Origin of the sequence: Nonomuraea angiospora, assembly GCF_014873145.1 — a bacterium.
GTDB classification, from domain to species: domain Bacteria; phylum Actinomycetota; class Actinomycetes; order Streptosporangiales; family Streptosporangiaceae; genus Nonomuraea; species Nonomuraea angiospora.
The window spans coordinates 96,979-117,749 of record NZ_JADBEK010000001.1; the positions used below are offsets into that span (position 1 = coordinate 96,979).

21 protein-coding genes are annotated in these 20,771 nt (G+C 73.1%); 9 read left to right on the top strand and 12 right to left on the bottom strand.

The features are described from left to right. Positions 1–209: 209 nt before the first annotated feature. Complete coding sequence (locus tag H4W80_RS00395; RefSeq protein WP_192783207.1) at positions 210–1,589, bottom strand: hypothetical protein; 1,380 nt, start codon at positions 1,587–1,589, stop codon at positions 210–212. A gap of 195 nt (positions 1,590–1,784) precedes the next feature. Here H4W80_RS00395 and H4W80_RS00400 point away from each other — a divergent pair, with 195 nt between their 5' ends. Both H4W80_RS00400 and H4W80_RS00405 read left to right on the top strand, forming a co-directional pair. Then, positions 1,785–2,087, top strand: a complete 303-nt coding sequence (locus H4W80_RS00400; RefSeq protein ID WP_192783208.1) for a hypothetical protein — start codon at positions 1,785–1,787, stop codon at positions 2,085–2,087. Positions 2,088–2,267: 180 nt separating this feature from the next. Beyond that, positions 2,268–3,266, top strand: coding sequence for a LacI family DNA-binding transcriptional regulator (locus H4W80_RS00405; RefSeq protein ID WP_192783209.1), 999 nt, complete (start codon positions 2,268–2,270; stop codon positions 3,264–3,266). A gap of 149 nt (positions 3,267–3,415) precedes the next feature. Here the strand turns inward: H4W80_RS00405 and H4W80_RS00410 are convergent, their stop codons facing one another. Further along, positions 3,416–3,847: a type II toxin-antitoxin system PemK/MazF family toxin gene (locus tag H4W80_RS00410; RefSeq protein ID WP_192783210.1), complete on the bottom strand. Its 432-nt coding sequence runs from the start codon at positions 3,845–3,847 to the stop codon at positions 3,416–3,418. 153 nt (positions 3,848–4,000) lie between these two features. Next, on the bottom strand, positions 4,001–5,080 hold the full coding sequence (locus H4W80_RS00415) for an epoxide hydrolase family protein (protein ID WP_192783211.1): 1,080 nt from the start codon (positions 5,078–5,080) through the stop codon (positions 4,001–4,003). A gap of 51 nt (positions 5,081–5,131) precedes the next feature. On the opposite strand from H4W80_RS00415, the gene H4W80_RS00420 reads away from it, so the two are divergent. The 3 genes from H4W80_RS00420 to H4W80_RS59955 are packed head-to-tail and all read left to right on the top strand — an operon-like array spanning position 5,132 to position 7,952. Then, on the top strand, positions 5,132–6,076 hold the full coding sequence (locus tag H4W80_RS00420) for a helix-turn-helix transcriptional regulator (protein ID WP_192783212.1): 945 nt from the start codon (positions 5,132–5,134) through the stop codon (positions 6,074–6,076). A 4-nt stretch (positions 6,077–6,080) separates the two neighbouring features. Further along, positions 6,081–6,860 (top strand): acyl-CoA thioesterase domain-containing protein, encoded by a 780-nt coding sequence (locus tag H4W80_RS00425; protein ID WP_318786636.1) that lies wholly within the window; start codon positions 6,081–6,083, stop codon positions 6,858–6,860. Positions 6,861–6,896: 36 nt separating this feature from the next. Beyond that, positions 6,897–7,952, top strand: coding sequence for a helix-turn-helix domain-containing protein (locus H4W80_RS59955; RefSeq protein WP_318786637.1), 1,056 nt, complete (start codon positions 6,897–6,899; stop codon positions 7,950–7,952). Positions 7,953–7,967: 15 nt separating this feature from the next. On the opposite strand, the gene H4W80_RS00435 is transcribed toward H4W80_RS59955, so the two are convergent. The 3 genes from H4W80_RS00435 to H4W80_RS00445 all read right to left on the bottom strand — a co-directional run bounded on the left by H4W80_RS00435 (position 7,968) and on the right by H4W80_RS00445 (position 10,596). Further along, the gene (locus H4W80_RS00435) at positions 7,968–8,318 is read right to left on the bottom strand and encodes a VOC family protein (protein ID WP_192783213.1); all 351 of its coding nucleotides are present in this window, start codon (positions 8,316–8,318) and stop codon (positions 7,968–7,970) included. A 97-nt stretch (positions 8,319–8,415) separates the two neighbouring features. Beyond that, positions 8,416–9,840, bottom strand: a complete 1,425-nt coding sequence (gene gndA, locus H4W80_RS00440; protein WP_192783214.1) for an NADP-dependent phosphogluconate dehydrogenase — start codon at positions 9,838–9,840, stop codon at positions 8,416–8,418. Between the two features lie 63 nt (positions 9,841–9,903). Next, the gene (locus H4W80_RS00445) at positions 9,904–10,596 is read right to left on the bottom strand and encodes an HAD family hydrolase (protein ID WP_192783215.1); all 693 of its coding nucleotides are present in this window, start codon (positions 10,594–10,596) and stop codon (positions 9,904–9,906) included. 24 nt (positions 10,597–10,620) lie between these two features. Here H4W80_RS00445 and H4W80_RS00450 point away from each other — a divergent pair, with 24 nt between their 5' ends. From H4W80_RS00450 to H4W80_RS00460, 3 genes are all read left to right on the top strand, one after another. Beyond that, entirely contained in the window at positions 10,621–11,259 is a 639-nt protein-coding gene (locus H4W80_RS00450; RefSeq protein WP_192783216.1) for an SDR family oxidoreductase, read from the top strand. 5 nt (positions 11,260–11,264) lie between these two features. Continuing rightward, the gene (locus H4W80_RS00455) at positions 11,265–12,299 is read left to right on the top strand and encodes an aldo/keto reductase (protein WP_318786638.1); all 1,035 of its coding nucleotides are present in this window, start codon (positions 11,265–11,267) and stop codon (positions 12,297–12,299) included. Positions 12,300–12,381: 82 nt separating this feature from the next. Further along, the gene (locus tag H4W80_RS00460) at positions 12,382–14,865 is read left to right on the top strand and encodes an ATP-dependent Clp protease ATP-binding subunit (RefSeq protein ID WP_192783217.1); all 2,484 of its coding nucleotides are present in this window, start codon (positions 12,382–12,384) and stop codon (positions 14,863–14,865) included. Positions 14,866–14,887: 22 nt separating this feature from the next. Here the strand turns inward: H4W80_RS00460 and H4W80_RS00465 are convergent, their stop codons facing one another. Further along, complete coding sequence (locus H4W80_RS00465) at positions 14,888–15,721, bottom strand: oxidoreductase (RefSeq protein WP_192783218.1); 834 nt, start codon at positions 15,719–15,721, stop codon at positions 14,888–14,890. 154 nt (positions 15,722–15,875) lie between these two features. Here H4W80_RS00465 and H4W80_RS00470 point away from each other — a divergent pair, with 154 nt between their 5' ends. After that, positions 15,876–16,880 (top strand): AraC family transcriptional regulator, encoded by a 1,005-nt coding sequence (locus H4W80_RS00470; protein ID WP_192783219.1) that lies wholly within the window; start codon positions 15,876–15,878, stop codon positions 16,878–16,880. Between the two features lie 203 nt (positions 16,881–17,083). Here H4W80_RS00470 and ptsP read toward each other — a convergent pair whose 3' ends face one another. From ptsP to H4W80_RS59960, 5 genes are read right to left on the bottom strand one after another with little or no spacing between them, the layout of a single operon-like run. Next, complete coding sequence (gene ptsP / locus H4W80_RS00475; RefSeq protein WP_192783220.1) at positions 17,084–18,754, bottom strand: phosphoenolpyruvate--protein phosphotransferase; 1,671 nt, start codon at positions 18,752–18,754, stop codon at positions 17,084–17,086. Further along, positions 18,747–19,028, bottom strand: coding sequence for an HPr family phosphocarrier protein (locus H4W80_RS00480; RefSeq protein WP_192783221.1), 282 nt, complete (start codon positions 19,026–19,028; stop codon positions 18,747–18,749). Before H4W80_RS00480 ends, ptsP begins: the two co-directional genes overlap by 8 nt. A gap of 10 nt (positions 19,029–19,038) precedes the next feature. Beyond that, positions 19,039–20,043: a zinc-dependent dehydrogenase gene (locus tag H4W80_RS00485; RefSeq protein ID WP_192783222.1), complete on the bottom strand. Its 1,005-nt coding sequence runs from the start codon at positions 20,041–20,043 to the stop codon at positions 19,039–19,041. Continuing rightward, on the bottom strand, positions 20,040–20,468 hold the full coding sequence (locus H4W80_RS00490) for a PTS mannitol transporter subunit IIA (protein WP_192783223.1): 429 nt from the start codon (positions 20,466–20,468) through the stop codon (positions 20,040–20,042). Before H4W80_RS00490 ends, H4W80_RS00485 begins: the two co-directional genes overlap by 4 nt. Next, on the bottom strand, positions 20,461–20,769 hold the full coding sequence (locus H4W80_RS59960; protein ID WP_225963163.1) for a PTS sugar transporter subunit IIBC family protein: 309 nt from the start codon (positions 20,767–20,769) through the stop codon (positions 20,461–20,463). Before H4W80_RS59960 ends, H4W80_RS00490 begins: the two co-directional genes overlap by 8 nt. Positions 20,770–20,771: the final 2 nt, after the last annotated feature.

The window sequence follows — 20,771 nt, forward strand, 5'->3', positions numbered from 1 at the left end:
ACTGCCGCGCTCGCGCCGTTGGCCGAGTGTGTGATCGGCCTGGAGCCGGTCCCGGGATGCTCGTGCACCGGCGATCCGTCGCGCCGTCCGCTCGATTCGTCATCGGCGCACGGCGGTCTCTCCGTGGGGGCGGGGCGAAGGGCATAAGCGGGGACGGTGCTGATCGGGGAGCCGGCGCGGGCGAGCGGCGTCACCGTCCGGGCCCTGCGCTATTGCGAGCAGCAGGGTCCGCTCCAGCCGGAGGGGACGTCTCGCTGGGGCCGGCCTGCCCGCCCCGGCTGATCGTGGCGCACCGCCCTCTGGCCGCGCCGGCCAGGGAAGATCTGGATGAGGAGGTGCTGGGGGGTGAGCTCCTCCCACGCGGGCTCCCGATAGTGGACCCGGATGCGGTAGGTGCCCTTGCCGGCGAAAGCCATGTTGGGCATCTGGGGTCCGCCCATGGCGTCGCCCAGTTCGATCGTTCCCGACGGGCTGGCGTAGCCGACCTCGACCACGCGGTCCCAGCCCTTCTTCTCCAGGGGAGGCCGCTGCCTGTACGCCTCGACGGTGACGCAGTTCTCGTAGTCGGAGTGCGTGAGGATCATGAGATGTCCCGGGCCGGTGGCGACCAGCCCGTCGTCCTGCGCCGTGGTCAGCAGATCGTCATCCCAGTCCTCGGTCTCCAGGGCTTCGATCACGCCGTAGTCGGTGAAGATCCGATCGTGGGCGACCCGGACGGGCCTGACCCGGGGCCGGTGCCGGTTCGCGTCGCAGATCTTCTGGCTTCTCGCCTCCTCGGCCTGGATCTCGGCCTGTTGCGCCGCTCGCTCCCGCCGTGCCACCTCGGCGGCCGGCGGGCAGATGCTCGCGATCAGGTACGGATCGACGCCCGGAGCGGGGAAGGCGGCACACTGCCGGCGCCCGTAGGCCAGCGCCAGATGGTCGCCCACCTTCGTGAAAAGTCCCCTCTGGTGCATCGTGCACAGGAAGACCTGCTCGGGATCCCGCGAATCCCCGCATTTGCTGACCGGCCCCGGAACGAAGTCGCTCACCGGCGCGAACGCCAGCAGCCCCAGCGCGGCCGAGACGGCGAGCCCGCGCCGGAACCACCGCGCCCGCAGCGTCCGCCGCACCAGGTATCGGGGGTTCCGCACCGCGGCCAGCATGCAGAGCGCCGCCGCGGCGGGACCGACCTGCCAGCCGGTGAGGTACGCGACGCCCTCCAGCCCGCCCCACACGTCCAGGCAGCCCCGGTCCAGCACCAGATCCACGGCCACGGCCACGGGGCCGGACCCGGCCACCAGCACGAGCGCGACCGCCGCGGTCCAGGCGAACAGCCGCCCGATCCACGGCCGCCCCAGCCACGAGGCCAGCCAGTGCACCGCGAAGGCCAGCACCACCACCGGCCCCCCGCCGTACCAGAACAGCGGCACCCACGCGGCCACCGGCCACAGCACGGCCGAGATCTCCGAGGTCGCGTCATGGCCGGGGCATGAGGCGAAACCGAAGTAGCCGTAGCTGAAGGACTCCGGCAGCAAGCGCCCGTACAGGGTCCCCGCCACCGAGGCCAGGAGCGCGGTGAGCCACCATAATCGCGATCTTCTCGACACGGCCCCTCAACTTACTGGCCCCGGGTCCCTCCTTGGCCCCTCTTTAACGCCCTAATGTGCGAAGAGTCCACCGCAGCCCTGGGAGGCCCCACGCGTCGGCGTCTGACGCGTCGCCGTGTCCCGCTCGCTATAAGTGGCTAACCGACTACGGAGTGTGCATGATTAGGGGGTTGTCTCTTCTAGAAGGGATCTGATATGCGTTCCATCCTCGCCGTGCTGACCGTGGCCGCCACGGCCGTCACGCTCACCGCCACCCCTGCCTCCGCCGCCTCGGGATCCGTGATCGTCCGCACCCTCGGCGAAGCCACGTGGGGGATCGGGGACCCACGGCCCAGCGAATGCCACGACCTCGGCCCGGGCTTCCACGCCGTGATCAACGAAACCGACGGCCCGCTCCTCGTCTTCCCCGACCACGCCTGTGACGGCGAGGCCATCCTCGTGCACGCCTGGGACAACACCGAATACGGCCTGCACTACTCCTTCCAGGCGCTGACCTGACGACCGCTGTCATAGCCGCGCGGCCGCACCGCGCCCTGTCCGGGGCGGTGCGGCCGGGCTCTCCGGGCGCCGGGCGGACGCGCCTGACCGCGGCCCCGGGCGGAGGTTGTCACCTGTAGTGTCGAACCCCTGGTCGAAGGCGTTATGATCATAGCGACGTCACGCCTGCGACGAGGAACGATGTCGAGCATCAAAGAGGTCGCCCGGCTCGCCGGGGTCTCCGTCGGCACGGTGAGCAATGTGCTCAACCGGCCCGACATGGTGGCCCCCGACACCCGGCTGCGGGTGCGGGCCGCGATCGCCCGCCTCGGCTACGTCCGCAACGGCTCCGCCCGGCAGCTGCGGGCCGGCCACAGCCGGACCATCGGCGTGGTCGCGCTCGACCTGGCCAACCCGTTCTTCATCGACGTGCTGCGCGGCGTCGAGACCGCCGCGCAGCGGGTCGAGCTCACCGTGATGGTCTTCAACAGCAACAAGGACGCCGACCGCGAGGCGGGGCTGCTGGAGACGTTCGAGGAGCAGCGCCCGCTGGGTGTCCTGATCACGCCGGTCAACGACAGCGCCGAGGAGGAGCGGCTGGGCCGGCTCGTCTCGCGCGGCATCCCGGTGGTGCGCTTCGACAGCTCGGCCCCGCACAGCCACGGCTGCGCGGTCGCGGTCGACGACGTGCTCGGCGGGCGGCTGGCCGGCCGGCACCTGCGCGAGCGGGGGCACCGTCACATCGCGTTCGCCGGCGGGCCGTTCACCGTCCGCCAGGTGCGGGAGCGGCACGAGGGCCTGTCCGCCGTGCTCTCGCCGGACGACCGGCTGACCGTCATCCCCCTGCCCGACCTCACCATCGCCACCGGGCGGCTGGCCGGGGAGGAGATCGCCACCCGGCCGCCGTCCGAGCGGCCCACCGCGGTCTTCTGCGCCAACGACCTGGTGGCCATCGGGGTGCTGCAGGAGATGACGCAGCGCGGGCTGCGGGTCCCGGACGACCTGGCCATCCTCGGCTACGACGACATCGACTTCGCCGCGGCGGCCGCCGTGCCGCTGTCGTCCATCCGGCAGCCGCGCGAGCAGCTCGGCCACACGGCGGCGCTGATGCTGCTGGAGGAGGCCAACCGGCCCGCCGGGCACGAGCACCGCCAGGTGATCTTCCAACCCGACCTGGTGGCACGCGCCTCCACCAGGTAACCCACCGCACCGCGAGCCCGGCGACGGAAGGGGCGCGCCCGCCCGGGTCCACCTCGCCCTCCGAGGGCGTCGGGTGTGCCCGCCGGCCCCACGCCGCCCTCCGAGGGCGCCGCCGCGTGAGGGCGCCATGGCCGGCGTGGGCGAGGGGGCTACCGGGCGGCGTCCCAGCCGTAGGTCTTCATGAGCCGGGCCGCCACCCGCGCGAAACGGTCGCCGTCGAGCACCGCGCCCTCGCGCCGGATGTCGTCCTCGTCCAGCACGAACACCCGGTCCAGCCGTACGTACGACACCCGCTCGTCCCGGCCCCAGGCGCCCAGCTCCACCCAGTCGGGCCCGTCGTCGCCCTTGCTGGACAGCATCACGCCGAGGAGCCGGCGCCCGGTGCGGCCCACGACCAGCAGGGGACGGTCCTTGCCGCGGGACGGGTCCTCCTCGTAAGGGACCCAGGCCCAGACGATCTCCCCCGGGTCGGCCAGGCCGTCGAGGTCGGGGGAGTAGGACAGGGTGGCCGAGTCGCCGAGGGAGTGGATCTCGCGTACCGCGCCCCGCACGGGCCGGGGGTCCTCACCTAGATCGCGCATTGGGGGAGCCTACGGCGGCGCGCCGCCGAAATCCAGCCGAGCCTCCTCCCGCCGGAGAGGCCGGCCCGCCCGCCACGACGCCCTGATAGTGGCCGTCCTGTGCTTCACCGCGTGCGCCGCCGTCGTGCTGTACGGCATCTACCTGATCGTGCCTCAGTTCCACTGAGCGAAGAAGGTCCTGATGTCGCCGGCCAGCAGCTCGGGGGCCTGCAGGGCGGCGTAGTGGCCGCCCGTCGCGAACTCCGACCAGTGGACCACGTTGTGCGCCCGCTCGGCGTAGCGCCGGACCGTGCTGTCCCCGGGGAAGACCGCCACGCCCGTCGGGGTCCCGCCCGGCGCGTCCGGCACCGCCCAGTCGCCGCCGCTCTCCCGGTAGATGCGGGTGGAGGAGCCGGCCGTGCCGGTGAGCCAGAGGATGCTGACGTCGGTGAGGACGTCGTCGGCGGGCACCCCGCCCACGTCCCGCCCCCAGGAGGCGAACGCGTCGAGGGTCCAGCCGAGCAGCCCGGCCGGCGAGTCCGCCAGGGCGTACGCGAGCGTCTGCGGCCTGGTGCCCTGGACGGCCGCGTACCCGGAGAACTCCTTCCGCCACCGCTCGACGCCCCGGGCCCGCTCCCGCTCGGCCTCGGTCAGGCCCGACATGTCGTCGGTGACGAACGCGGTGAGAGCGTTCACGTGCACGCCGACCACCCGTTCGGGGGCCAGCCGCGCCACGGCGGGGGAGACCAGGGCGCCGAAGTCGCCGCCCTGCGCGCCGTAGCGCTCGTAGCCGAGCCGCGCCATCAGCTCGGCCCAGGCGGCGGCGACCCGCCGCACGCCCCAGCCCGGCTCCGTCGTGGGGCCCGAGAACGCGAACCCCGGGATGGACGGGATGACCAGGTGGAAGTCCCGGCTGAGCGGCCCGGCGACGCGCGAGAAGTCCGCGAACGTGCTGGGCCAGCCGTGCGTCAGCAGCAGCGGCAGCGCGTCCGGCCGGGGGGAGCGCACGTGCGCGAAGTGCACGCGCTGCCCGTCGATCACGGTCGTGTACTGCGGGAACGCGTTGAGCCTGGCCTCGTGCGCGCGCCAGGAGTAGCCGTCGAGCCAGTACGCGGCCAGCTCGCCCACCGCCTCGGGCGGCGTCCCGTACGACCAGCCGGCCCCGTCGAGGGCGTCGGGCCAGCGGGTACGCTCCAGCCGCTCGCGCAGGTCGTCGAGCCGGTCCTGGGATATGTCGATGACGAATTCGTCCATACCCGCAACGCTAGGAGCCATCGCGGCCAGATTCGGGCCACAATGGTGCCCGTGTTGGACACCTCGGCGAGATTGCTACGCCTGCTGGCCCTCCTGCAGGCCCGGCACGAGTGGTCCGGCGCCGACCTGGCGGAGCGGCTCGGCGTCGCCCCCCGGACGATGCGCCGCGACGTCGACCGGCTGCGCAGCCTCGGCTACCCGGTCCACTCGACGCCCGGCGTCTGCGGCGGCTACCGGCTGGGCGCGGGCGCGGAGCTGCCGCCGCTGCTGCTCGACGACGAGGAGGCCGTGGCGGTCGCGGTCGGCCTGCGCACCGCCGCGAACGGCACCGTGACCGGCATCGAGGAGACCTCCCTGCGCGCGCTGGCCAAGCTCGAACAGGTCCTGCCCGCCCGCCTGCGCCGGCGGGTCAACACGCTGCAGCGGCACACCGTACGCATCAACCGCGAGGGCCCCACCGTGGACGCGGACGTGCTCACCCGCGTCGCCGCCGCCTGCCGCGACCACGAGCAGCTCCGCTTCGACTACACCGGCCACCGGGGCGGGAGCGCGCTCAGGAGGGCCGAGCCGCACAGCCTCGTCACCAAGGGCAACCGCTGGTACCTGGTCGGCTGGGACGCCGACCGCGGCGACTGGCGCACGTACCGGGCCGACCGGATGCGCCTGCGGACCCCGAACGGCCCCCGCTTCACGCCGCGCGAGCCGCCCGCCCCCGACGTCGCCGCCTGGGTGCAGCACCGCCTGGCACACGAGATGTGGCCGTACGAGAGCCGCTTCCTGCTGCGCGCCCCCGCCGCGCGGATCGAGGGCCGCACGGCCGGCACCGTCGAGCCGGTGGACGAGCACACCTGCCTGCTCACCCTGCGCGGCGACGACCTGCGCCTGATGGCCACGGTGGTGGCCTTCCTGGACGTGGACTTCGAGGTGCTGGAGCCCGTGGAGCTGAAGGAGCACCTGCGGGCTCTCGGCGAACGGCTGCTCTGCTCTAGAATCTGATTCTGTGTCAGCCTTCTTCACGCAGAAGAAGGGCGAGCTGGTGCCCGCGCCGCACGCCCGAGGTCCCTGGTCCCCCGACATGCTCCACGGCCGCCTGCTCGGCGGGCTCGCCGCCCGCGCCATCGAGCGGCGCTACGCCCAGCCGGGGCTGCACTTCGCCCGCCTGACGGTCGACCTGTTCCGCAACAGCCCGATGGTGCCGGTCACGGTGGAGACCTCGCTGATCAGGGCCGGGCGCCGGATCCTCGTGGCCGACGCGGTGATCACCACCGAGCAGGGGGTGATCGGGCGGGCCGGCGCGGTGCTGCTGCGGCAGGGGGAGCAGCCGGAGGGGGAGCAGACCTTCGTCACGCCCCCGTGGGACACGCCCGCGCCCTCCGGGCCGCCGGTGGACGGGCAGGTCACGTGGAAGCCGCCGTTCGACCTGTGGCGCGTCACCGAGTGGGCGGCGCCGGGGCCGGGGCGAGTGTGGCTGCGGGAGTCGTATCCGCTGGTGGACGAGGAGCCGCTGACGCCGTTCGTACGCGCGGCGCTGGCCGCCGACTTCGCCAGCCCGCTGAGCAACTCCGGGGTGGAGGGGCTGCGCTTCATCAACGCCGACTACACCATGACGCTCGCCCGGCTCCCGGCCGCGGAGCTGATCGGGGTCGAGGCCACCGGCCACCTGTCCGCCGACGGGGTCGCCACGGGGCAGGTCACCATGCATGACGCGAGCGGGCCGTTCGGGTTCTGCGTGGTCACGGCGGTCGCCAACACGATGGGCATCGGCGGCCGGCAGTCCTGAGGGGATTTGTCGTACCCGCGGAGTAACCTTCCGCGGGTGCGTTCAGCTGTGCGTCTCGCTGCCGGGGACGGGTTCCACCTCGATGCCGTGACCTGCGTCGACGACCACCGCGGGTGGTCGGCGGCGGAGCTGGGCTCCGGGCACCGCCTGGTGCTGGTGCGCCGCGGCCGGTTCCGGCGCAAGGCCGACGGCCGGGCCGCCGTGATCGACCCGGCGATGGCCTACCTCGGGGTGCCCGGCGAGGAGGAGCGCTTCGCCCACCCGGCGGGCGGCGACGTGTGCACCTCGGTGTCCCTGACCCCCCGGCTGTGGCGCACGCTCGCCGGGGACGGCCCGCCGGCCCGGCCGACCCTGTACGTGGACGCCCGCCTCGACCTCGCCCACCGGCGCTTCCTCGCGGCGGCGAGGGGCGGGGACACGGCTTTCGAGCTGGCCGAGTCCCTGCTCTCCCTCATCGGCGCCACCCTCGCCCAAGTGGCCTCATCGTCAACGCCGGCTTCCTTCGGCTCGGGCGCCATGCCCCACCCTGGAGCCGGCGCCGCCGAGGCGTCCGTCCACAGGACGACGGCGCCCGCCTTCGGGCCGGACAGCACCGGATCTCCGGCTCTTGGGCCACGCGACACCGAGGCCGCCACCAGCGTGACGCCCGCCTCTTGGCAGGGCGGTGCCGAGGCCACGACCAGCGCGACGCCTGCTCCCCGGCCAGGCCGCGCCGACGTGAGGCCCGCCCCTTGGCCGGGTGGCGGCGTCCGGAGATCCGGTGCGGCGATCGCCGACGCCGCCCGGGAGGCCATCGCCGCCGATCACCCGGCGGCCGGTGGGCTGATGTCGCTGGCCGAGCTCCTGGCCGTCTCGCCGTACCAGCTCAGCCGGGCGTTCACCCGGGAGCTGGGCGTCTCCCTGACCCACTACCGCAACCGCGTGCGCGTGGGCCGGGCGCTCGACCGGCTGGAGGACGGCGAGGCGAGCCTGGCCGGGCTGGCCGCCGACCTCGGGTTCGCCGACCAGGCACACCTGACACGGACGATCCGTGACCACGTCGGCCACACCCCGACCGCCCTGCGCCGCCTGCTCGCCCCCCGCACCCCCTGAACGACGCCCGGCGCGTCAGCCGCCCATGACGCAGAAGGGGTGGCCTTCGGGGTCGAGCAGCACGGTCCAGTCGCCGCCGCCCGGCTGGAAGCCGGGCACGGTGGCGCCGAGATCGGCCAGTTCCTTCACGGCGGCCTCGACGTCGGGGACCGTGAAGTCGAGGTGCGCGTGCTTCCCGCTGTCCGGCCAGGCCGGGCCCCGGTAGCCGTCGATCCGCTGGAAACCGACCGAGACGGGGCCGCCTTCAAGGCTGACGAAATCGGGGTCGTCCGAGGTGATCCGCCAGCCGGTCGCCCGGGCGTAGAAGGAGGCCAGGGCGGCGGGGTCGGCGCAGTCGATGACGATGGAGGAAAGTGTCGTTGTCATGCGCCCTAGCCTGGCGGCGACGGGGCGGCCGGGTCTTGAACATCCTTGCACCACCGCCACCCGCGTCCCGGCGTGGGTGGCGGTGGTGGGGTGCGGGTCAGGCCGGGTGCTCGGTGCGGTCGCCGGACCAGTCCGTGTGGAAGGAGCCCTCCTTGTCCACCCGGCGGTAGGTGTGCGCGCCGAAGAAGTCGCGCAGCCCCTGGACCAGCGCGGCCGGGAGGCGGTCGCGGCGCAGGCCGTCGTAGTAGGCCAGCGCCGAGGAGAAGCCGGGCGTGGGCACGCCGATCTGCACCGCCGTCGTCACCACGCGCCGCCAGGCCTCCTGCCCCGCGTCCAGCGCGGCGGCGAAGGTCGGGTCGGCCAGGAGGGTCGGCAGGGCCGGGTTGGCGTCGTACGCGGCCCGGATCCGGTCCAGGAACTTGGCCCGGATGATGCACCCGCCGCGCCAGATCGTGGCCATGGCACCCAGGTCGAGGTCCCAGCCGTACTCGCGGGAGGCGGCGGCCATCTGGTCGAAGCCCTGCGCGTACGCGACGATCTTGGAGGCGTACAGGGCCTGCCGCACGTCCTCCACCAGCTCGCTCCCCCCGATCCCGGAAAGGCCGGGCCCCTGCAGGGAGGCGGCGGCGGCGCGCTGCTCCGGGTGGCCGGACAGGGCGCGGGCGAACGTCGCCTCGGCGATGCCCGTCACCGGCACGCCCAGGTCGAGCGCGCTCTGCACGGTCCACCGGCCGGTGCCCTTCTGCTCGGCCTGGTCCACCACGACGTCCACGAACGGCTTGCCCGTCTCGGCGTCCACCTGGTCGAGCACCTCGGCGGTGATCTCGATCAGGTACGAGTCCAGCTCGCCCCGGTTCCACTCGCGGAACACCGAGGCCAGCTCGGCCGGGGTCGCGCCCAGGGCCTGGCGCAGCAGGTCGTACGACTCGGCGATGAGCTGCATGTCCGAGTACTCGATGCCGTTGTGGACCATTTTCACGAAATGTCCGGCACCGTCGGGGCCGACGTGGACGCAGCACGGCACCCCTTCCACCTTGGCCGAGATGTCCTGCAGGATCGGGCCGAGCGCCTCCCACGACTCCTTCGAGCCGCCCGGCATGATGCTGGGACCGTTCAGCGCGCCTTCCTCGCCGCCCGAGATGCCGGTGCCGACGAAGTGCAGGCCGCGCTCGCGCAGCGCGGCCTCGCGCCGCCGGGTGTCGTCGAAGTGCGCGTTGCCGCCGTCGACGATCATGTCGCCCGGCTCCATCAGGTCCGCGAGCTGGTCGATCACCGCGTCGGTGCCCGCCCCCGCCTTCACCATGATGATCGCCCGGCGCGGTCGCTTCAGCGAGGCCACGAAGGCGGCCAGGTCCTCGGACGGGACGAACGTGCCCTCCCCGCCGAACTCCTTGACCAGCTGCTGGGTGCGCCCATACGTGCGGTTGTGCACGGCTACCGCGTATCCGTGCCTGGCCAGGTTGCGGGCCAGGTTGCGCCCCATGGTGGCCAGGCCGGTGACGCCGATGTCTGCCAAGTCCATCTCAAGCTCCTTTGTGGGGGATACGCATGATCCAGCTCGGTGGTTCCAGGGGATATTCCAGCATCAGTCGGACTGCCGGACGCCGAGCTCGTCGAGCCTGCCCAGCATGTCGGCCGGATCGGTGTAGACCCTGAAGGCGCCGGCGCGTTCGAGCTCGTCCCTGCCGTACCCACCGGACTGCAGCCCGATGCCCAGCGCGCCGGCCCGGCGGGCGGCGAGCAGGTCCCAGACGCTGTCGCCCACCACCATGGCATGCGCGGGGTCCACCCGGACCAGTGCCGCACCGGCCAGGAACAGGTCGGGGTCCGGCTTCGCCCGGCGCACCATGTCACGCGTGATCATCGGGGTGTCGTCCGGCAGGCCCAGCATGCCCAGCGCGAGCCGCGCCGTGCGGGCGTACCCGCTGGTGGCGATCGCCCACGGCACGCCGCGCGAGGACAGCTCCGACAGCAGCTCCGCCGCGCCGGGCAGCGGCCGCACGGAGTGGACCTGCTGCTCGTACGCCTCCATGTGGGTGGTCTGCAACTGGTCGATCTGCTCCCGCGTCAGCTTCAGCCCGGTCTCGCGCAGCAGCGCGCTGACGAACAGCCCGCCGCTCATGCCGATGCGCCGGTGGATCCGCCACACCGACAGGTCGATCCCCATGCTCGACAACGCCTGCCGCCACGCGATGACGTGCTGGTAAACGCTGTCTATCAGGGTGCCGTCCAGGTCGAACAGGAACGCGGGCGTCGGGGCCTCCGGAAACTCGCTCATGGGTCCATGACACCATGAGGGACTATGCGGATCATCATCGCGGGTGGTCACGGGAAGATCGCCCTGCGCCTGGAGGAACGGCTCAAGTCCGGCGCGGTCGGCCTCGTGCGCAATCCCGCGCATGTCGCCGACATCGAGGCCATCGGGGCCGAGGCCGTGGTGTGCGACCTGGAGCGGGCGAGCGTCGAAGAGGTGGCCGCGATCGCCGCGGGCGCCGACGCGGTGGTCTTCGCGGCCGGGGCCGGTCCCGGCAGCGGCGCGGCCCGCAAGGACACGGTGGACCGGGCCGCGTCCGTGCTGCTCGCCGACGCGGCCGAGCGCGCGGGTGTGCGGCGGTTCGTCCAGGTCTCCTCCATGGGCGCGGGCAGGCCGCCGCAGGGTGGCGACGAGGTCTGGGCCGCGTACATCAAGGCCAAGACCGAGGCCGAGGAGGACCTGCGCGCCCGCGACCTCGACTGGACGATCCTGCGGCCGGGGCGGCTGACCGACGAGCCGGGCACGGGCCTGGTGCGGCTGGCCCCCGAGGTCCCGCCGGGGGCGGTGCCGCGTGACGACGTGGCCGCCGTCATCGCGGCCCTGCTGGAGGCCCCCGGTACGGTCCGCAGGACCCTGGAACTCGTCTCCGGGGACACCCCCATCAAGACCGCTATTGGGACAGAGTGATTTCTGTGACTGAATATCGCGTACTTGGAGGTACTGGACTCAAGGTCAGCCCGCTCTGCCTGGGGGCGATGATGTTCGGCGGGTGGGGCGAATCCGACCCCGCCGAATGCGCCAAGATCATCGACCGGGCGCTCGACTCGGGGATCAACTTCATCGACACCGCCGACGTCTACGCCCAGGGCCAGTCGGAGGAGTTCGTCGGCCAGGCGCTCGCCAAGTCGGGCAGACGTGACGACGTGGTGCTGGCCACCAAGGTCCACGGCGCCATGGGCGAGGACCCCAACCAGCGCGGCAACTCCCGCCGCTGGATCATCCAGGAGGTCGAGAACAGCCTGCGCCGCCTCGGCACCGACTGGATCGACCTCTACCAGATCCACCGGCCCGACCCGGCCACCGACATCGAGGAGACCCTCGGCGCGCTCACCGACCTCGTACGGCAGGGCAAGGTCCGCTACATCGGCAGCTCCACCTTCCCCGCGCACCAGATCGTCGAGGCCCAGTGGGCGTCGGAGCGGCGCTCGCTCGAACGGTTCGTGTGCGAGCAGCCGCCGTACTCGCTGCTCGCCCGCGGCATCGAGGCCGACCTGCTGCCCGTGGCCGAGAAGTACGGCATGGGCGTCATCGTGTGGAGCCCGCTGGCCGGCGGCTGGCTGAGCGGCCGCTACCGCAAGGGGCAGGAGCTGCCGCAGACGCGCAGGGCGTCCCGGCTGCCCGAGCGCTACGACCTGACCAAGGAGGTCAACCAGCGCAAGCTGGACGCCGTCGAGCAGCTCGCCCTGCTGGCCGAGGAGGCGGGCGTCACGCTGGTCGAGCTGGCGATCGCGTTCACGATCAGGCACCGGGCGGTGACGTCGGCCATCATCGGGCCGCGCACCCTGGAACACCTGGAGGGCCAGCTCACGGCCGCCGACGTACGCCTGAGCGACGACGTGCTCGACAGGATCGACGAGATCGTCCCGCCCGGCGTCACGCTCAACCCGGCCGACCGGGGCTGGCAGCCGCCGGAGCTGGGCGACGCGGGCCTGCGCCGGCGCCCCTGACCAGGCCCGAGGCTTTGCCTGACGCTGGGTGTGACGTCCGGCATCCGCGGTAGGGGTCCCCCGAATCGAGGGGGGACAGGTCATGTCGTTTTTCGGTGGGGACCCGTTCAGAGGGTTCGAAGAGCTCACGGGCCGGGTGTTCGGCGGCATGGAATCCTGGCCGCCGGCCCGGCCCGGCGTGCAGCGGGTGGACGTCGGCCGGCTGCTGTCCGCCTCGGCGAGGGAGGTCCTGGGACGGGCCATGGACGCCGCAGGTCAGCGCGGCGCCCCCGACCTGGACGTGCTCGACATCCTCGACGCCCTGACGGAGGACGACGCCATCCGCAACACGCTGCGCACGGCCGGGGTGGACGTGGGGCGGGTGCGCGACCGTATCGACGAGGTGGCCGGGCCGGGCGAGGCCGGCGAGCCGCCCACCACGCTCTCACCGGCCGCCAAGAGGGCGATCCTCGACGCCCAGCGGATCTCGCGTGCGCTGCGGTCGTCGTACATCGGGCCCGAGCACCTGCTGCTCGCGATCGCCGCGCGCCCCGACTCCGGCGCCGCCCGCATCCTCCAGGACCAGGGGGTCTCCGCGAACGAGCTGCAGCAGGCCATGATGGCCGTCCCGCGCCGGACCGACGGCGAGCCGCGCCGCCAGAGCGACACGCCGACGCTCGACGAGTACGGCAGGGACATGACCGAGGAGGCCAGGCAGGGCAGGCTCGATCCGGTCGTCGGCCGCGAGGAGGAGATCGAGCAGGCCATCGAGGTGCTCTCGCGCCGCACCAAGAACAACCCGTGCCTGATCGGCGAGCCGGGCGTCGGCAAGACCGCGATCGTCGAGGGCATCGCCCATCGCATCGTGAACAACAGCGTCCCCGACACGCTGAAGGACCGGCGCGTCGTCGGCCTCGACCTGACCGGCATGGTGGCCGGGACGAAGTACCGCGGCGAGTTCGAGGAGCGCATCAAGAAGGTCATCGACGAGGTGCGCGCGCACTCCGACGAGATCATCGTCTTCATCGACGAGGTCCACAACCTGGTCGGCGCGGGCGCCGCCGAGGGCGCCATGGACGCGGCCAACATCCTCAAGCCCGCCCTGGCCCGCGGGGAGCTGCACGTCATCGCGGCCACCACGATCGACGAGTACCGCAAGAACATCGAGAAGGACGCCGCGCTCGAACGCCGCTTCCAGCCCATCCTGGTCGCCGAGCCGAGCGTGGAGGAGACGGTCGAGATCCTGGCCGGGCTGCGGGACGCGTACGAGGCGCACCACCAGGTCCGCATCACCGACGAGGCGCTCGACGCGGCCGCGACGCTGTCCGACCGCTACGTCTCCGACCGGTTCCTGCCCGACAAGGCCATCGACCTCATGGACCAGGCCGCCGCCCGGGTGCGGCTTCGCTCGCGCACGCCCGGCGCCGACGTGCGGGAGCTGGAGGAACGGCTCGACGCGCTGCGCCGCGACAAGGACCAGGCCGTCGCCGCCGAGGACTTCGACCGCGCCAAGGACCTCACCACGCAGATCGAGAAGACCAGGCCGGAGGTCGAACGCGCCAGGCACGGCACGGACAGCGTGCCCCTGGTCACGGTCGAGGACATCGCCGAGATCGTCTCCCGCCGCACCGGCATCCCCGTCACGCAGCTCACCCAGCAGGAGCGCGAACGCCTGATGCGCCTGGAGGAGCACCTGCACGAGCGCGTGATCGGCCAGGACGAGGCCGTCACCGCCATCGCCGAGGCCGTACGCAGGGCTCGGGCGGGCCTGAAGGACCCCAACCGCCCGATCGGCAGCTTCCTGTTCCTCGGGCCGACGGGCGTCGGCAAGACGGAGCTGGCCAGGGCGCTCGCCGCGGCGCTGTTCGGCGGCGAGGACCACATGGTGCGCCTCGACATGAGCGAGTTCCAGGAGCGGCACACGGTCTCCCGCCTCATCGGCGCGCCGCCCGGATACGTCGGGTACGAGGAGGCCGGCCAGCTCACCGAGGCCGTCCGCCGCCGCCCGCACGGCGTGATCCTGCTGGACGAGATCGAGAAGGCCCACCCGGACGTCATGAACATCCTGCTCCAGATGCTCGACGACGGCCGCCTCACCGACGGCCAGGGCCGCACGGTGGACTTCACCAACACGATCGTCATCATGACCAGCAACATCGGCGCCCAGCTCATCCTGGACTCGCCGGGCGACGTCAAGGACCTCGAGGACCGGCTCATGGACCTGCTGCGGCACTCGCTGCGGCCGGAGCTGCTCAACCGCATCGACGAGACGATCGTCTTCAAGCGGCTGGAGAAGGAGCAGCTGCGCCAGATCGTGGACCTGATGCTGGAGCGCACCCGGCAGCGGCTGCGCGGGCAGGGCGTCACGCTGGAGGTCACGGACGCGGCCAAGGACCGGCTGGCGGAGCTCGGCTACCAGCCGGAGTTCGGGGCCCGGCCGCTGCGGCGCACGGTGCAGCGGGAGGTGGACAACCGGCTGGCCACGATGCTGCTGACCGGGGAGGTCGAGGAGGGGGGCAGGGTGACGGTGGACGTCGAGGGCGACCACCTCACCTTCCGCGCCACCGCCCCGCAGCCCGCCACCTGACCGCCGCCGCCGGATCCGACTCTCAGGACGCGGGCACGCCGGTGACCCGGCGCATGAACGCGTCGAACGTGCGGTCGGGCAGCACACCGTGCAGGAAGATCATGGGCTTGGCGCCGAAGCCGACCGCGTACCGCGTCCTGGGGCGGCGCGCCTTGACGGCCTTCACGATCGTGTCGGCGATCAGCTCGGGGGCCGAGAGGCGGCGCTCGTTGGCCTCGGAGCTGAGCGAATCGGCCACGGCGTTGCCCTGCGGCGCGTAAGGGCCGGTGCCGGAGACGTCGCGGACCTTCCGCGCGGCGACGCCGCCCCACTCGGACCTGACGCCGCCCGGCTCGATCACCACGACGTCGATCCCGAAGGGCTTGACCTCCATGCGCAGGCAGTCGCTGATCGCCTCGAGCGCGAACTTGGTGGCGTGGTACCACGCGCCGAGGGAGGTGTAGATCTTGCCGCCCATGGAGGTGACGTTCACGATCGTGCCCGAGCGCTGCGCGCGCATGTGCGGCAGCACCAACTGGGTCAGGCGCGCGGCGCCGAAGACGTTGACCTCGAACTGGTCGCGGGCCTCGTCCATGGGCACGTCCTCGAGCGCGCCGTAGGAGCCGTAGCCGGCGTTGTTGACCAGCACGTCGATCCGCCCGGTCGCGGCGATGATCTTCTCGACCCCGGCCTGCATGGAGGAGTCGGCGGTCACGTCCATCGCGAGCAGGCGGATGCCCGACTCGGCGAGGTGCCGCATGCGCTGCACCCGCCGCGCCGCGCCGTAGACGATGTAGCCGGCCTCGTGGAGCTTGAGCGCGGTGGCCTCACCGATGCCGGAGGAGGCGCCGGTGACCAGCGCGACCTTGGTAGCCATGATGGTTCCTTCCTGAACGTGTCGGAGCTCGGTCCTCGTGGGGGGACCTCGACCTTCGCCACGAACGCTAGGGGCCCATCCGGGCTCATCGACTGGCACAGCGCGCCGATCCACTTGCATCTCGCGCCACTGACGCGGCCTCTAGGCTGGCCTGGTGAGCGTCGAGCGATTCACCCTGGACCCGAGCATCAAGGCGCTGCTGAACGATCTCGGCGTCTCCCCGGCGCGGGTGCTGCGCCGCGCCCGGCTGCCGGCCGACCTGTTCGGCCGCGGGCCGACCGCCCTCGCGCCTGAGCAGTACTTCCGGTTCTGGGAGGCGCTCGACGCCGAGGGCGGGGATCGCGATCTCGCTGTCGAGATCGGCCGGTCGATCTCGGTCGAGATGTTCAACCCGCCCATCTTCGCCGCTCTGTGCAGCGCCGACCTCGCGACCGCCGCGCAGCGCATCGCGACGTACAAGCCGCTGATCGGCCCGATGCGGCTGGAGCTCGACCAGAGCGGCGGCGACGGGTTGACGATCACCTGCCGCTGGCCCGCGGGCATGACCCCGCCGCAGCTGCTGGCCACGGCCGAGCTGGTGTTCTGGGCGGCCCTGGCGCGGATCGCGACCCGCCACCACGTCCGGCCGGTCAAGGTCACCGTCCCGCGGTCACCCGCGGACCGCCTCGGGCTCGAGGGCTTCTTCGGGGCACGCGTACGCACCGGGTCCGTCCACGCCATCACCTTCGACCCCCACGACGCGCACCGCCCGTTCCTGACCGAGAACGAGCAGATGTGGCGCTTCTTCGCACCCGAACTGCGCAGACGCCTTTCCGACCTGCAGGCCGCGGCCAGCGTCGCCGACCGCGTGCGCGCGGCCCTGCACGAGACACTCCCGGCCGGCGGCGCCTCCATGGCCGAGGTCACCCGCCACCTCGCCGTCAGCGCGCGCACGCTGCAGCGACAGCTGCGACTCGAGGGCACCACCTTCCAAGAAGTCCTCGCCGGCACCCGCGAAGACCTCGCCCGCCACTATCTGAGCCACAGCGCGATGCGGACTGCCGAAATCGCCTACCTCCTGGGCTATGACGACTCCAACTCCTTCTACCGGGCGTTCCGCGCCTGGACCGGGACAACCCCGGACACCCTCCGCGCCACCGCCCCGCAGCCCGCCACCTGACCGCCCCCCTCCGCGATCCCTCGGCCACCGCACGTGGCTGGTGTCCTTCGCAGACGTGTCCCTTGGGAAGGGAAGGCGCCGCCGCGTGCGGCCGGGATCTCTTGGGGAGGCGGGGGCGGGGTCCGTCGGCGGGGCTGGGCCGGTGGCCGTGGTGGGGGTCCTTCGGCCGAGGGACCCCCGCGGAGCCGGAGCCGGGGGCGCGGTCAGGCGAGGGCCGCCGTGGCGCGTTCGCGGCAGTCGGCCAGCGTGAGGCCGGCCAGGGCCTCGCGTACGGCGGGGACGCACACCGGGGCCATGGACAGGCTGGTCACGCCGAGCCCCACCAGCAGGGGCGCGAGCAGCGGGTCTCCGGCCGCCTCCCCGCACACCCCGACCGGCTTGCCCGCCTCCCGCCCCGCCCGGGCGCACATGGCGATCAGCTCCAGCAGCGCGGGCTGGCGCGGGTCGAGCAGGTCGGCGAGGGCGGAGTGCTGGCGGTCGGCGGCGAAGGTGTACTGGGCGAGGTCGTTGGTGCCGATGCTGAGGAAGTCCAGCTCCCGCAGCAGCCGCCCGGCCCGCAGCGCCGCCGCCGGGACCTCGATCATCGCGCCCACCCTGGCGATGCCCCTGGCGCGGGCGCGCTTCGCGAACCCGGTCGCCTCCGCCGTCGTGGTGACCATGGGCGCCATCACCCACGCCTCCGCCCCCGTCTTGCGGGCCGCCTCGGCGATGGCGTCGAGCTGGGTGTCCAGCACGTCCGGCAGCAGCCGGTCCACGCGCAGGCCGCGCACGCCGAGGGCCGGGTTCGGCTCGCCGGGCAGGCCGAGGAAGGGCAGGGGCTTGTCGGTGCCCGCGTCGAGCGTGCGCACGATCACGCTCTCCGCCCGCGCGAACACCTCGGCGTACGCGGCCACCTGCTCCTCGAACGAGGGCGCCGTCGTACGGTCCAGGAACAGGAACTCCGTCCTGAACAGCCCGACCCCCTCGGCGCCCGGCCGCAGGTCCGCGGCCGAGCCGATGTTGAGCAGCAGCTTCACCGGGTGGCCGTCCGAGGTCCGGCCCGGGCCCCGGCCGGCCGCCAGCCTGGCCCGCTCCGCGCGGTCGGCCTCCTGGACCTCGGCCGCCTCCTGCTCGGTGAGGCCGACGGCGAGCTCGCCGGTGCGGCCGTCCACGCCGACCACGGTGCCGTCCGGGACGTCCATGATCCCCTTGCAGGCCACCACGGCGGGCAGGCCCCGGCCGCGGGCCAGGATCGCGGTGTGGCTCGTCGGCCCGCCCCGCTCGGTCACCAGCGCCAGCACGTCCGGGCCCAGGCCCGCGGTGTCGGCGGGGGAGAGGTCCTCGGCCACCAGCACGTACGGGTGCCCGGGGGAGGGGAGCCCCGGCATGGGCAGGCCGAGCGCGAACGCCACGGCCCGGTGCTTGAGGTCGTCGAGGTCGGCGGCCCGTTCGGCCAGGTAGCCGCCGAGCGCGGCCAGCGTGTCCCGGTGCTGGGCGAAGGCGGCGTCCAGGGCGTGGGCGGCGTCCATGCCCTCCCGGGCCCGGCCCTGGGCGTCCTCCAGCAGCATCGGGTCGTCGGCGATCATGGCCAGCGCCTCGAGGATGTCCGCCGCCTCGCCCGAGGCGCCGGCGGCCCGCCGGGAGAGGTCGGCGGCGACCGCCTCCAGGGCGGCGGCGACGGCGGACGACTCTGCGGCGGGGTCGGCGACCGGGCGCGGCGGGGGCAGCGTCGGCGGGGCGGCCATCCGCATCGCCGGCCCCGCCGCCCGCCCCTGGCTCACCCCGAGCCCGGTCAGAAACCCGCCCGAACCGGAGAAGGCGGGCCGGTCAGGATGGCCGCTGCCGGGAGGGGCCGAGTCAGGACGGCCGCTGCCGGGAGCGGGCTGGTCAGGCATCGAGGGCCTCTTCCGCGTCGAGGTCGCGCGAGAGCAGCGCCACCAGCGAGTCCAGCGCCTCCTCCGCCCCCGGCCCGTCCGCCTCCAGCGTCACCTCCGTGCCGCGCACGGCCCCCAGCGACAGCACGCCGAGCATGCTCTTCGCCGGGACCGCCTTCTCCCCGAGCCGCACCGTCACCGGCACCCCCAGCCGCGCCGCCGCCTGCACGAAGAGCTTGGCGGGCCGGGCGTGCAGGCCGCTGGCAGAGGCCACGATCACCGTTCGCTGTGCCATCTCGAACCTCCTACGGCTCAATAGTGACCTTGATGGCCGCGCCCCTGCTGACGAGGTCGATCCCGTCGAGCACCCGGGGCAGCGGCAGACGGTGGGTGATGAGGTCGGACACCACCACGTCCCCCGAGGCTACGAGGCGCAGCGCCTCGGCGTTGTGCGCCGGGCTGGAGCCGTTGGCGCCGACGATGGTCAGCTCGCGGTAGTGGACGAGGTTGGAGTCGATGGTGACGAGCGGGTCGTCCTTGGGCAGGCCGCCGAAGAAGCTGATGCGCCCCTGCCGGGCCGCCATCCGTACCGCCTGCTCCTGCGCCGCCCCCGAGGCCGCCGCCGTGATCACCACGTCGGCGCCGCGCCCGCCGGTCAGCTTGAGCACCTGCTCGACCGGGTCGGAGTCGATCGCCGCGTCCGGGCGTACCAGCTCGGCGGCCATCGCCAGGCGCTGCGGGTTGACGTCCACGAGGAAGACGCGGGCGGCGCCGCGCGCCCGCGCCAGGCGTACGTGCAGGCAGCCGATCGGGCCCGCGCCCATCACCACCACGTCGTCGCCCGCCCCCACGCGCGCCAGCGACTGCCCGTTGAGCACGCAGGCCAGGGGCTCGGCCACCGACGCCTCGGCGTAGCCGACGCCCGGCGGGATGGCGTTGACGCCGTTCACGGCCAGCACCTTGGCCGGGATCACCATGTACTCGGCGAAGCCGCCGTCGTAGTGGTAGCCCATCGACTCCTGGTTCGGGCAGACGGTCAGGCGGCCGCGCAGGCACTCCGGGCAGGCGCCGCACGGGATCGCGGCGATCACCTGCACCCGCTCGCCCGTGTCCACGACCTCGCCGGCGATCTCGTGGCCCATCACGCGCGGCGGCCTGATGTGGTGGTGCCCGAACTTGAGGATCTTGGCGTCGGTGCCGCACGTCGAGCAGTTCCGTACGCGGATCTTCAGCTCGCCGGGCCCGGCGACGGGCTCCGGCGCGTCCTCGATCCGGATGTCGCCGGGAGCGTGGAATCTGGCGACTTTCACGCTGTGAGCTCCTTCATCACTTGTGAGACTTCGGTGGCCTCGCGCAGCGTCCTGGCGCGGTCGGGGTCGAGCAGGATCTCGGCCAGCGCCGCCAGCAGCGGCACGTGCCCGCCGTCCTTGGCCGCGATGCCGACGCAGAGCGTGACCTGCTCGCCGTCCCAGTCGATGCCGCCGGGGAAGCGCACCACGCAGATGGCGTCGCGCCTGACGTCCTCCTTGGAGGCGTTGGTCCCGTGGGGGATGGCCACGCCCTCGCCGACGTACGTGGAGATCGTCCGCTCGCGTTCGAGCATCGCCTCGATGTACGGCTCCGCGACCGCCCCCACCTCGACCAGCGCCCGCCCGCACCGGCGGATGGCCGCGGCGCGGTCGGGGGCGCTCTCGTGCAGCAGCACGGCCCGCGGGTCGAGCAGGCCGTCACGCATCGACGGTGCCGCCGTTCTTGATGGTGTTCACCAGCCGGGTCACCGCCGGGTCGCCGAGGAAGATCTGGAACGAGACCAGGACCTTCCCGGGGGCGGCGGCCCTGGCGCGGGCGGCCAGCCCGGCGTGGCACAGGACCACGTCGGCGTCGTCGGGGATGGAGTTGACGGGCGTGTGCTCGACGCTGACGCCGGTGTCCTTGAGTTGCTTGCGCAGCGTGGAGGCGAGCATCACGCTGCTGCCCATGCCCGCGTCGCAGGCCACGATGATCTTGTGGATGTCCTTGCTGTCGATGCCGGCCATGG

Bases quoted from the DNA above. Each gene is read 5' to 3' on its own strand.
- H4W80_RS00405 (WP_192783209.1), top strand. From the start codon at position 2,268: ATGTCGAGCATCAAAGAGGTCGCCCGGCTCGCCGGGGTCTCCGTCGGC.
- H4W80_RS00400 (WP_192783208.1), top strand. From the start codon at position 1,785: ATGCGTTCCATCCTCGCCGTGCTGACCGTGGCCGCCACGGCCGTCACG.
- gndA (WP_192783214.1), bottom strand. From the start codon at position 9,840: ATGGACTTGGCAGACATCGGCGTCACCGGCCTGGCCACCATGGGGCGC.
- H4W80_RS00460 (WP_192783217.1), top strand. From the start codon at position 12,382: ATGTCGTTTTTCGGTGGGGACCCGTTCAGAGGGTTCGAAGAGCTCACG.
- H4W80_RS00445 (WP_192783215.1), bottom strand. From the start codon at position 10,596: ATGAGCGAGTTTCCGGAGGCCCCGACGCCCGCGTTCCTGTTCGACCTG.
- H4W80_RS59960 (WP_225963163.1), bottom strand. From the start codon at position 20,769: ATGGCCGGCATCGACAGCAAGGACATCCACAAGATCATCGTGGCCTGC.
- ptsP (WP_192783220.1), bottom strand. From the start codon at position 18,754: ATGCCTGACCAGCCCGCTCCCGGCAGCGGCCGTCCTGACTCGGCCCCT.
- H4W80_RS00490 (WP_192783223.1), bottom strand. From the start codon at position 20,468: ATGCGTGACGGCCTGCTCGACCCGCGGGCCGTGCTGCTGCACGAGAGC.
- H4W80_RS00435 (WP_192783213.1), bottom strand. From the start codon at position 8,318: ATGACAACGACACTTTCCTCCATCGTCATCGACTGCGCCGACCCCGCC.
- H4W80_RS00465 (WP_192783218.1), bottom strand. From the start codon at position 15,721: ATGGCTACCAAGGTCGCGCTGGTCACCGGCGCCTCCTCCGGCATCGGT.
- H4W80_RS00450 (WP_192783216.1), top strand. From the start codon at position 10,621: ATGCGGATCATCATCGCGGGTGGTCACGGGAAGATCGCCCTGCGCCTG.
- H4W80_RS00480 (WP_192783221.1), bottom strand. From the start codon at position 19,028: ATGGCACAGCGAACGGTGATCGTGGCCTCTGCCAGCGGCCTGCACGCC.
- H4W80_RS00415 (WP_192783211.1), bottom strand. From the start codon at position 5,080: ATGGACGAATTCGTCATCGACATATCCCAGGACCGGCTCGACGACCTG.
- H4W80_RS00410 (WP_192783210.1), bottom strand. From the start codon at position 3,847: ATGCGCGATCTAGGTGAGGACCCCCGGCCCGTGCGGGGCGCGGTACGC.